This window comes from Clostridium sp. AM58-1XD (assembly GCF_003464085.1).
Taxonomy (GTDB): Bacteria; Bacillota; Clostridia; order Lachnospirales; family Lachnospiraceae; genus Lachnoclostridium_A.
This window is the reverse complement of record NZ_QSDR01000059.1, coordinates 1-9,442: the sequence shown is the minus strand read 5'-3', so window position 1 is coordinate 9,442 and position 9,442 is coordinate 1. Positions and strand designations below refer to the sequence as shown.

The following is a 9,442-nucleotide window of genomic DNA, read 5'->3' as shown; positions in this document are numbered from 1 at the left end:
CTGCGTCCATATGTACGGTCATTCCTGCTTCTTCCATGTACTTCTTTACCAGTGCATGGGCTTCATTCTCTTCCTTAGAAAGAGCCATACAGTATACTCCGTCCTCTGTGTTTCCGATCTGACCAAGTTCCATCAGTCTGTTGAAAAGCCTGTCTTTGTTAATCATGGTTTGATACCCCCTGTTAAATTTTTATAAAAGTTCTGTTCAGTTACTGATATTATACAACACATTTTCCAATTTGTAAAGTGGTCGACCGCAAAACCAATATTTTTTATTTCTCATTTTAACAAATTTTTCTTCTATATTAAGGTATCCCTTAATAAATCTTCCTGTTTATGATATACTTATAATGATATTTTCAGGCAGGAGGATAAACATATGGATTTATTAAAACTCATTGGCGTTGCAGTCGTCATTATCGGATTTGCTCTCCGTTTCGATACGATGGCAACTGTCGTCGCCGCCGGTATTATTACCGGGCTGGTTGCCGTTGTAAATGGAGACATGACTTTCATCGGCATCTTTGACACCCTGGGCCAGTCTTTTGTCAATCAGAGAGTGGCTACAATTTTTGCTATCACCATCGGCATCATCGGCATCAGCGAACGCTATGGCTTAAAAGACAAAGCCGTGGATTTGATCCGAAAACTGGAAAAAGCCACATGCGGCGTAGTCATCTCGGCTTATATGATCATCCGTGCCCTTGCCGCTGCCGGCTCCATAAAGCTGGGCGGCCATGTCCAGTTTGTCCGTCCGATTATTTTCCCAATGGCAGAAGGCGCCGCCATTGCCAAGTACGACTCTGTAGACGACGCATCCAGGGAAGATATTAAGAGTCATGCGGCGGCGGCCGATAACTACGGCAACTTTTTTGCTCAGAACTGCTTTATGGGCGCTTCTGGTACGCTTTTAATTGCCTCTACCATCAGCGAACAGGGATTCAACATAAATCCCCTGCAGGTAGCTGTAGCCAGCATTCCGATCGCAGTAATCGCCATCATAATGACGATCGTTCAGAACATATTCCTGGACAAGCGCCTTAATTCCAGAAACTCAGTCGGAAAGGAGACAAAACAATGATGGACACCATTCTTTCTGAAATTTTCTTCTGCATCATCGGAGCTGCATTTATCTGTGTCGGAATTCATGCTTACCGTGACCCTCAGTGCAAAAAGCGGTTTACGACCGCGCTCTTCTGGATACTCATGGGCTTTTCTTTTATCGCAGGCCCCCATATCCCGTACTGGATTACCGGAGTTATCATTGTGCTGGTAGCTGTCGTCTCTGCAATGAACGGCATAACACCCGCCTCTCACCACGCGCCTGACCCAAAGGAAACGCGCGTACATGCAGACCGCATCGGTTACAAGATCTTCATACCAGCTCTGGCTCTGGCATTTATCGCCATGATCGTCGCTTCCACCGGTATTGTTTCTGCAAATAACTCCATCGGCGTAGCAGCTTTTATCGCAGCCGCACTTGCGTTTATTATTACAAAGGCTCCGGCGAAAACGATCGTGACGGAAAGCAACCGGCTCCTGGACAATATGGGACCAGTCGTATTTCTGCCTCAGCTTCTGGCCGCTTTAGGCGCTCTGTTTACCGCCTGCGGCGTAGGCGGCGTCGTAGCAAAAGGCGTGTCTTTCATCATTCCCGAAGGCAATCTCTTCGCTGCAACGTGTGTTTACTGTATCGGTATGGCCCTTTTCACCATGATTATGGGAAATGGATTTGCTGCATTCTCTGTTATAACGGTGGGAATCGCCGTTCCATTCCTGCTGACTAATGGTGCGAATCCCGTATACGTCGGCGCTCTCGGCCTGACTGCCGGATACTGCGGAACGCTGATCACCCCTATGGCTGCCAACTTTAACATCATGCCTGCCGCACTTCTGGAAACGAAAAGCAAGTATTCCATTATTAAAGCCCAGGCGCCGTTTGCAGTTGTCATGCTCATAATTCACATGATACTCATGTACGTACTTGCATTTTAACTTAAAACGAACCTGAAGGAGGATACTCATGAAGATTTTAATCACAGCGTTTGATCCATTTGGCGGGGAATCTGTTAACCCCGCTCTTGAAGCCGTTAAACAGATGAAGGATGAGATCGCGGGCGCTCAGATTGTCAAACTCGAAATACCCACCGTATTCGGCAAATCCATTGAAGCCATTCACGAGTCCATGAAGAGAGAACAGCCGGATGCAGTCCTTTCTATCGGACAGGCAGGCGGGCGGTTCGGCGTAACTCCGGAGCGTGTAGCAATCAACGTTGACGATGCCAGAATCAAAGATAATGAAGGGAACCAGCCCATAGACACGCCGGTATTTGAGGATGGAAAACCTGCTTATTTTTCCACTCTGCCTGTTAAGGCCATGGTAAAGGCCATTCATGATCTGGGGCTTCCATCTTCCCTGTCCAATTCAGCTGGAACCTTTGTCTGCAATCACGTTATGTACGGCGTTCTCTATTATATTGACAAAGAATTCCCTGGTGTCCGCGGCGGATTTATTCACGTCCCATATATCACGTCACAGGTCGTAGATAAAAAAGATACGCCCAGCATGGCAACTTCCGACGTAGTCGCTGCTCTCGAGGCGGCCGTTCAGGCAATTGCCGAAAACGAATCCGATATCGTCGCCATAGGCGGAGAAACACACTAAGAAAAGAAAGCGGTGCAGAGCCAACCATAACCGGTCGTCTCCACACCGCTTTTCTATATTTAATCAAGGAGACTTACAGCCTCTTTAAAAGTTCTTCTCTTTCTGATTCATAGCCAGGTTTGCCAAGAAGAGCAAACATATTTTTCTTATAACTTTCCACGCCAGGCTGGTTAAACGGATTTACTCCGAGCAGATATCCGCTCACGCCGCATGCAAACTCAAAGAAATAGAATAATTCGCCAAGATAGAAGGCATTCTGCTCAGGAATCTTAACCATCAGGTTCGGCACATCGCCGTCCGTATGAGCAAGAATCGTGCCGTTCATCGCACTCTTATTTACAAAATCCACATTCTTTCCTGCCAGATAGTTCATACCGTCTGTATCGACTTCTTCTTCCTGAAGTATGATCTCTTCCGGGGAATCTTCCACATTCAAAACAGTTTCGAACATGATTCTCGCACCATCCTGAATGAATTGTCCCATGGAATGAAGATCCGTTGTCAGATCAACAGCGGCCGGGAAAATACCTCTCTGGTCTTTTCCTTCACTCTCACCGTAAAGCTGTTTCCACCATTCGGACACATAGTGAAGGCTCGGTTCATAATTTGCAACGATTTCAACAGATTTGCCCTTTCTCAAAAGGATATTACGGACTGCCGCATACTGAAGGGCCGGATTTGATTCATATGGGCTTTCCAGAGCTTTCTTACGTCCGGAAGCTGCACCTGCCATCAAATCATCGATATTTGCTCCGCTTACAGCGATCGGAAGAAGGCCTACTGCTGTCAGCACCGAAAATCTTCCGCCCACATCGTCCGGTACGACAAAAGACTCATAACCTTCTTCGTTTGCCAGATCCTTTAAGGCACCCTTTGCCTTATCTGTGGTCGCATAAATTCTCTTATTAGCTTCTTCCCTGCCATATTTTTCTATCAGCATTTCCTTAAATACACGGAATGCAATTGCCGGCTCCGTTGTAGTTCCGGACTTGGAAATGATATTAATAGAGAAATCCTTTCCTGCAAGGACATCTTTTAAATCATGAATATATTTGCTGCTGATACTGTTTCCTACAAAATAAATTTCCGGAGCTTTACGAACGCTCTTATCCAGAACATTATAGAAACTGTGAGATAAGAACTCAATCGCTGCACGTGCACCGAGGTAAGAACCGCCGATTCCTACTACAAGAAGCACATCAGAATCATTCTTAATCTTCTCAGCAGCCTTCTTAATCCTGTCAAATTCTTCTTTATCATAATCGACCGGCAGATCAATCCATCCGAGAAAATCGTTACCAGCCCCTGTCTTATTAACCAATACATCTTTGGCACACATTACCTGGCCTGCCATGTTCTCCATCTCTTCTGCCCTAATAAAGCGAGCAGCTCTGGAATAGTCAAAAGAAACTTCTCTTCCCATCGTTATCCTCTCCTTTTCTTCTGTTTGGATCTATTTGATATATCTTTATCATACCACGGTTATGTTTAAATTGCGATACCATATTGACACTTTTTTCTGACCTCATTCACACGATCCCCCCTTTCCTATGCCAGATATTCCTTGATGATATCGCCCAGAATTTTCATTTCCTGCGGATTCAGATCTTTCAGCCAGTTCTCTCCCGATGGCGTGCCTTTCTGCCGTTCCCGGCTTGCCGCAATCTGTTCCAGACTGTGTTTTAAATAATCAGCTCTCTGCCCCTGTGCAAATGCTCCTGCGGAATTATCTGCCTGCTCATCCAGCTCATCATCATCGCAGGAGGAAAGTGCTGTGTTCTGGACCAGCTCCTCTCCAGATCTTCTTCCTTGAATCCGGTCACGCACGCTCCTCTTACCGCTTTCCGGTATCACGGTTCTGACTGCAGCCTCTCGTTCTCTCCTCCTGCTGCTTCGTCTTGCCGCTGCGGTTCTCGCTGCGCCTGTGTTCTCTGCTTCAGTTTCCGGTTCTTCCTCGTCCACCGTTCCCATTCTGCCTTTTCCAGGGCGGAAGAATAAGGATTATCCATATAGTCTTCCAGGGCGATTAAAAGCTGTTCTCTCTTCTCATTCAGATTCACCCCGCTGTCTACCATCAGTGTAAACAGGCCGGCCAGAATGCCCATGGAACCATACAGTACTATATAATAAGAATCACTTCTGGACCAGTAAGACAGAAACGCTGCCGCTCCGCCTGCCAGGAAGCACAGAAATGTCATTTGGTTTGAAAAATTTCCCCATCCAGTCAGGGTAACTCCCAAAAATCTGAAATCATACATCTGATGCTCCAGATATGTTTCCATATTACCTACTCCGGAATTCGTCCGGTATGTACTCTCAACTCTTTGTTTCAATGTTTTTAAATTCCTGTTTTTGGTCATCGCCAGATTTCCGGCCTCTTTAATTAATCTTTTGTAGAGAATTCTTGTAACCCATTTGCACAGCACTCCAAGGCCGCAGATAACTGCCAAAACATACAAAGCCTGTCCTGATACTAAAAATTGTTGCATGATACAACTCCCCTTTCTATTCTTTCCGGATTGGATCTCCCGGTCAGCGCCACGGTACCCTGACGCCCCGGTGTGTCCTCCAGTCACGTTTTATTATAGCGGCCGAAAATTTTTTTGGGAAGTTGAGAACGCCTAGAATCGTTCGTCAAATTCAGTCACGAATCGCTCTGCAGTTCTCATGCTTATATCAGTTTGAATGTAACAACCGTTCTCAGGTCAGAGGTCGATGCGCTCTGCCATTGCCAGCAGAAGCTTTACGGAGTGTTCAATCGCTTTTGCCTCAAAAACGGGATAGTCCACAGATGCACTGTCATCGGCCTTATCTGAAATTGCGCGGATAACGAGATATGGAATATTATTCAGATATGCCGCCTGCGCGATTGCTGCGCCTTCCATCTCTGTACAGAAGCCGTCAAAGGTTCTGGTCAACCAGTCCTTTTTATCCCTGTCAGAGATAAACTGGTCACCGCTTACTACTCTTCCCGTAAAAACATGTATATCGGGATTCACCGTTTCACAGCATTCTTTTGCCAAACGGATCAGGGACTCATCTGCCGGAAACGAGAGAACATCCAGTCTTGGAACCTGACCCGGAGCATAGCCGAAGCCTGTCGCGTCCATATCATGCTGAAGAGCATCGGAGGATAATACGATGTCTCCGATATTGATTTCGTTTTTAAGCGATCCTGCAATTCCTGTATTTATAATCCCATTTACGTGATAGCGGTCAGCCAGAATCTGACTGCACAGCGCTGCATTGACTTTGCCGATGCCTGACCGCACCACCACCGCATCAATCCCTTTCAGTTTGCCGCAGTTAAATTCCATGCCGGCCGTATTTTCAATCGTTACCTGTTCCATCGCTTCTTTAATCTTGGCTACCTCTTCTTCCATTGCACCGATAATTCCTAACATATTTTTCCTCCTTCCGATATCATACCCTCAATTATACCCAAATCCATAACATTTTCAATCTTCAATTCATATACTTTACAGATAGAAAGTTTTTCTGCGATGCTTGACACACTACCTGTGTACGGATATAATTTAACAATCAGGATACAGTTTTAAAAACTACATGCATTATTTATCAGAAATGGAGGATACACAAATGTATTATAAAACTCAGGGGGTCTGCTCCCGGGAGATTAACTTTGAAGTCAAGGACAATAAGATTGTGAGTGTAAATTTCGTAGGCGGATGTTCCGGCAATACTCAGGGCGTGGCCAGGCTGGTAGAAGGCATGGACATCGATGAGGCGATCAAGCGCCTGGACGGAATTCACTGCGGCGCACGCCCTACTTCATGTCCGGACCAGCTTGCACGTGCATTAAAGCAGTACAAATCACAGCAGTAAACTGTACCCAGAGTACATATGGATGACAGGTATTTTCCTGAATAAAGCAAAAAGAGCCGTGCAGCTGCACCGCTCTTTTATTTCTTTCCAGGAAATGCCTTGTTCTTGTGAAGTATTAAAGCGCTTGATTCCTGGAAAATAACAAGCGCTCCGCTATGGACAGCGCTCCCGCATGATCTTGCAGGCGCACTCGTAGGAAAGGATTTATGTCGCTGCAGCGGGATCCTTTCTATTTTTCGCCTCTGCTGTACTGCCCCAGCTCTTCATATGTACTTGAGAAGCCTTTTTCTCCTTCTGGTATGGATACAGCTCCAGGTCCCCTCCGAAATACAGGTTTCAATAAAATAGGCGTAATAATTGTAGTTATTACAACTACGATGACTACCGGTCCCAGGAAATTGCTGCCCAAAAGCCCAAGCTGTGTTCCCTTGCTTGCCACGATCAACGCGACTTCGCCACGGGATATCATACCTACGCCGATTCGCAGGCTCTGATAATTTTGATAACCGCATAACTTGGCACCCAGTCCGCAGCCAACTATTTTCGTAAGGATTGCAACGACCACCAGCAACAGAGCAAATTCTATAATCGCTCCCGTCATCTTTGGAAGTTCTACCTTAAGCCCGATGCTCGCAAAAAACACAGGCGATATAAACAGATATGACAGCACCTCAAATTTAGACGCCAGAAATTGTGTCCTCTGCGTTTTAGAAACAATCAGGCCGGCCAGAAATGCACCTGTAATGTCTGCAACCCCAAATCCCACCTCAGCAAAGTAGGACAACAGGAGGCAAAAAGCGAATGCAACAATCGCATGTCTGTGGAGTCCCTTTTCCGCTGATTCGCTCCATTTTTTATAGATCTTGTGAAAAACAATTCCGATCACGCCTGCGGCGGCGAAAAAGGCAGCCACCTTAAAGAGAACTACCCAGATATTGACGTCCGAATCCGCCATGCTGGTGATAATTGTCAAGGCGATAATTCCCAATATATCATCGATAATAGCTGCTCCAAGAATGGCATTCCCGGACCTGGTTTTCAGCTTACCCAATTCCTTTAACGTTTCAACCGTAATACTTACGGATGTTGCAGTCAGGATTACGCCAATAAATATATTCTGGAGAAACAGGCTGCAGTTGGCATCTGAATCAATAACGCCGGGGCGGTTGAACATGCATGCAACTGCAAAGCCGCCGATCAGGGGGACGATTACCCCGATTAAAGCTATAATAAACGCCTTTTTCCCGCTCTTTTTCAACTCGTCAATGTCCGTCTCCAAACCTGCGCAGAACATCAGGACTATAACGCCTACTTCAGCCAGATTATGTATAAAATCCGTTTCCGTCAAAATCCCCAGCATGGCGGGCCCCAGCAGAAGTCCTGCCAGCAGGGCGCCCACCACCTGGGGCATCTTGATTTTCTGCGTTGCCAGGCCCAGCACCTTAGTACTGAGCAGAATAATAGCCAGATTAAACAAAAACTTGTACGATTCCATCTCATTTTCCCCTTTTCAGTCCATCATATTCCGTCAGATATCATCATGTATGACAACTTCTGCCCACATAAATACCAAAAAATATTATACGCTCCTCAACTCAGAATTCAAGTTGTTTTTCCATGTTGAAACATGTTCTTAACGGGCCGTATACTCTGTACGCGGTTTCATAATATCTGGACCAAAAGGTAATCAGAACCTCATCGTTTGCTTGGAACAGTCCCCTTCTTATTGTTCCTGTATAATGACTTTTGTTCCCATAGTCACAAAATTCCATATATAATCGATATCGGAATCAAGTATGCCGATACAGCCTCGTGTTCCATCTGCGCATCCTCTTTTTCCATGAATCATAATCTCACCGCCCAATGGCGTATACCAATCGGGTTTACTGCCGTTTTGGATTGCTCTGACTATCTTTTTGTACTGTGCTTCAGTAATCAGCCCCTGCGCTATTCCCCTTTCTGCATCTTCTATATTTGGGTAAGATAATCCCAATGCTTTATGGTACTGGCTGTTTGCATTTTTCGAACATACATAGAATTCTCCAACAGGGGTTTTACAATCACCCTCCACATCTTTATCACCCTGCAGCGCTCCGGCAATTCCCAGGCAGCTGTAAATCCTTTCTCCATTTACCCATAGTTCCATTTGATGGCTGCACTTGTCAAAGACGATCAATGATCCGTTCAGGCTTTTTTCTGCCATGGCCTCCTGGTCGATATAACTGTCGCTGATCCAATATCCATCATTGCCGATCCAGTACTCATCAGGTGTAATCATGTTGGACAGCATATAACCATCATCGTTAAAGTAATAGTACTTGTCATTAATACACTGCCATTCATTTGCCGAATACAGATCACCATCATCCATATAACGCCAGCCATTTTCATCCTGTGCCCATTCACCTGCAAATGCGGCAGTAAAAGAGGAAACTGCCATACACACTGCCGCTGTCAATGTTAATATATTTTTTATTATCGTTCTCATACCCTCACCACCTAATATATCTTTATAGTATCCAAGCATTTATTCCGTTAGCCGATTTTTAATACATAATTATGGATTTCGTAAAGGATGATGCATCTTTGATTTTAAAAGTCATAGTAAACGTGCCATTGTCCTTATGATATTTATATACATAGGTATGTGGATTGAATCCACCCCCCAGTACATAACATGAAAATTGATTGCCGCACCGATACAGTCCACAACGCCGTGAGTTGCTCTCCTTATCTATTGATTCTTTTAATTGATCTCTGGTGTTATTTGCCCCTTAATATTTCTATTTGAAATATTAATTTTCTATTAGTTGATATCATGGGTATAAAAATAAACAATATGATGTTTTTTTCTGCCTGCTTCTGATATGGAATCTTTCTTAACCCCTCCATTCTGCATGCAATAGATCATATCTTCATATAGTTGTATAT

Annotated in this window: 10 protein-coding genes; 4 read left to right on the top strand and 6 right to left on the bottom strand. The window is 45.1% G+C overall.

The features are described from left to right. Nucleotides 1-379: 379 nt before the first annotated feature. From DXA13_RS20300 to pcp, 3 genes are read left to right on the top strand one after another with little or no spacing between them, the layout of a single operon-like run. A complete protein-coding gene (locus DXA13_RS20300) occupies nucleotides 380-1,081 on the top strand; it encodes a DUF969 domain-containing protein (protein ID WP_118246809.1) in 702 nt (233 codons plus the stop codon). Further along, nucleotides 1,078-1,995 carry a DUF979 domain-containing protein gene (locus DXA13_RS20295; protein WP_207662193.1) on the top strand — a complete coding sequence of 306 codons (918 nt, stop codon included), beginning with the start codon at nucleotides 1,078-1,080 and terminating at the stop codon, nucleotides 1,993-1,995. The genes DXA13_RS20300 and DXA13_RS20295 overlap by 4 nt, the downstream gene beginning before the upstream one ends. Before the next feature lie 28 nt (nucleotides 1,996-2,023). Continuing rightward, nucleotides 2,024-2,665, top strand: coding sequence for a pyroglutamyl-peptidase I (pcp, locus tag DXA13_RS20290; protein ID WP_118246808.1), 642 nt, complete (start codon nucleotides 2,024-2,026; stop codon nucleotides 2,663-2,665). A gap of 73 nt (nucleotides 2,666-2,738) precedes the next feature. Here the strand turns inward: pcp and DXA13_RS20285 are convergent, their stop codons facing one another. The 4 genes from DXA13_RS20285 to DXA13_RS20275 all read right to left on the bottom strand — a co-directional run bounded on the left by DXA13_RS20285 (nucleotide 2,739) and on the right by DXA13_RS20275 (nucleotide 6,069). Next, on the bottom strand, nucleotides 2,739-4,088 hold the full coding sequence (locus DXA13_RS20285; protein WP_118246807.1) for a glucose-6-phosphate isomerase: 1,350 nt from the start codon (nucleotides 4,086-4,088) through the stop codon (nucleotides 2,739-2,741). A gap of 125 nt (nucleotides 4,089-4,213) precedes the next feature. Then, nucleotides 4,214-4,519 carry a hypothetical protein gene (locus tag DXA13_RS22225; protein ID WP_243009252.1) on the bottom strand — a complete coding sequence of 102 codons (306 nt, stop codon included), beginning with the start codon at nucleotides 4,517-4,519 and terminating at the stop codon, nucleotides 4,214-4,216. Beyond that, nucleotides 4,516-5,154 (bottom strand): hypothetical protein, encoded by a 639-nt coding sequence (locus tag DXA13_RS20280; RefSeq protein ID WP_243009251.1) that lies wholly within the window; start codon nucleotides 5,152-5,154, stop codon nucleotides 4,516-4,518. The genes DXA13_RS22225 and DXA13_RS20280 overlap by 4 nt, the downstream gene beginning before the upstream one ends. A 216-nt stretch (nucleotides 5,155-5,370) precedes the next feature. After that, the gene (locus DXA13_RS20275) at nucleotides 5,371-6,069 is read right to left on the bottom strand and encodes a 5'-methylthioadenosine/adenosylhomocysteine nucleosidase (RefSeq protein ID WP_118246806.1); all 699 of its coding nucleotides are present in this window, start codon (nucleotides 6,067-6,069) and stop codon (nucleotides 5,371-5,373) included. Nucleotides 6,070-6,265: 196 nt separating this feature from the next. Here DXA13_RS20275 and DXA13_RS20270 point away from each other — a divergent pair, with 196 nt between their 5' ends. Further along, nucleotides 6,266-6,511 (top strand): TIGR03905 family TSCPD domain-containing protein, encoded by a 246-nt coding sequence (locus DXA13_RS20270; RefSeq protein ID WP_118246805.1) that lies wholly within the window; start codon nucleotides 6,266-6,268, stop codon nucleotides 6,509-6,511. Nucleotides 6,512-6,740: 229 nt separating this feature from the next. Here the strand turns inward: DXA13_RS20270 and DXA13_RS20265 are convergent, their stop codons facing one another. Together DXA13_RS20265 and DXA13_RS20260 are read right to left on the bottom strand one after the other, a co-directional pair. Beyond that, nucleotides 6,741-8,006, bottom strand: coding sequence for a cation:proton antiporter (locus tag DXA13_RS20265; protein ID WP_118246804.1), 1,266 nt, complete (start codon nucleotides 8,004-8,006; stop codon nucleotides 6,741-6,743). Between the two features lie 228 nt (nucleotides 8,007-8,234). Continuing rightward, on the bottom strand, nucleotides 8,235-8,999 hold the full coding sequence (locus DXA13_RS20260; RefSeq protein ID WP_181995770.1) for a L,D-transpeptidase: 765 nt from the start codon (nucleotides 8,997-8,999) through the stop codon (nucleotides 8,235-8,237). Nucleotides 9,000-9,442: the final 443 nt, after the last annotated feature.

Coding starts and splice junctions, on each gene's coding strand:
- pcp (WP_118246808.1), top strand. CDS start 2,024: ATGAAGATTTTAATCACAGCGTTTGATCCATTTGGCGGGGAATCTGTT.
- DXA13_RS20300 (WP_118246809.1), top strand. CDS start 380: ATGGATTTATTAAAACTCATTGGCGTTGCAGTCGTCATTATCGGATTT.
- DXA13_RS20295 (WP_207662193.1), top strand. CDS start 1,078: ATGATGGACACCATTCTTTCTGAAATTTTCTTCTGCATCATCGGAGCT.
- DXA13_RS20270 (WP_118246805.1), top strand. CDS start 6,266: ATGTATTATAAAACTCAGGGGGTCTGCTCCCGGGAGATTAACTTTGAA.
- DXA13_RS20280 (WP_243009251.1), bottom strand. CDS start 5,154: ATGCAACAATTTTTAGTATCAGGACAGGCTTTGTATGTTTTGGCAGTT.
- DXA13_RS20260 (WP_181995770.1), bottom strand. CDS start 8,999: ATGAGAACGATAATAAAAAATATATTAACATTGACAGCGGCAGTGTGT.
- DXA13_RS20275 (WP_118246806.1), bottom strand. CDS start 6,069: ATGTTAGGAATTATCGGTGCAATGGAAGAAGAGGTAGCCAAGATTAAA.
- DXA13_RS20285 (WP_118246807.1), bottom strand. CDS start 4,088: ATGGGAAGAGAAGTTTCTTTTGACTATTCCAGAGCTGCTCGCTTTATT.
- DXA13_RS20265 (WP_118246804.1), bottom strand. CDS start 8,006: ATGGAATCGTACAAGTTTTTGTTTAATCTGGCTATTATTCTGCTCAGT.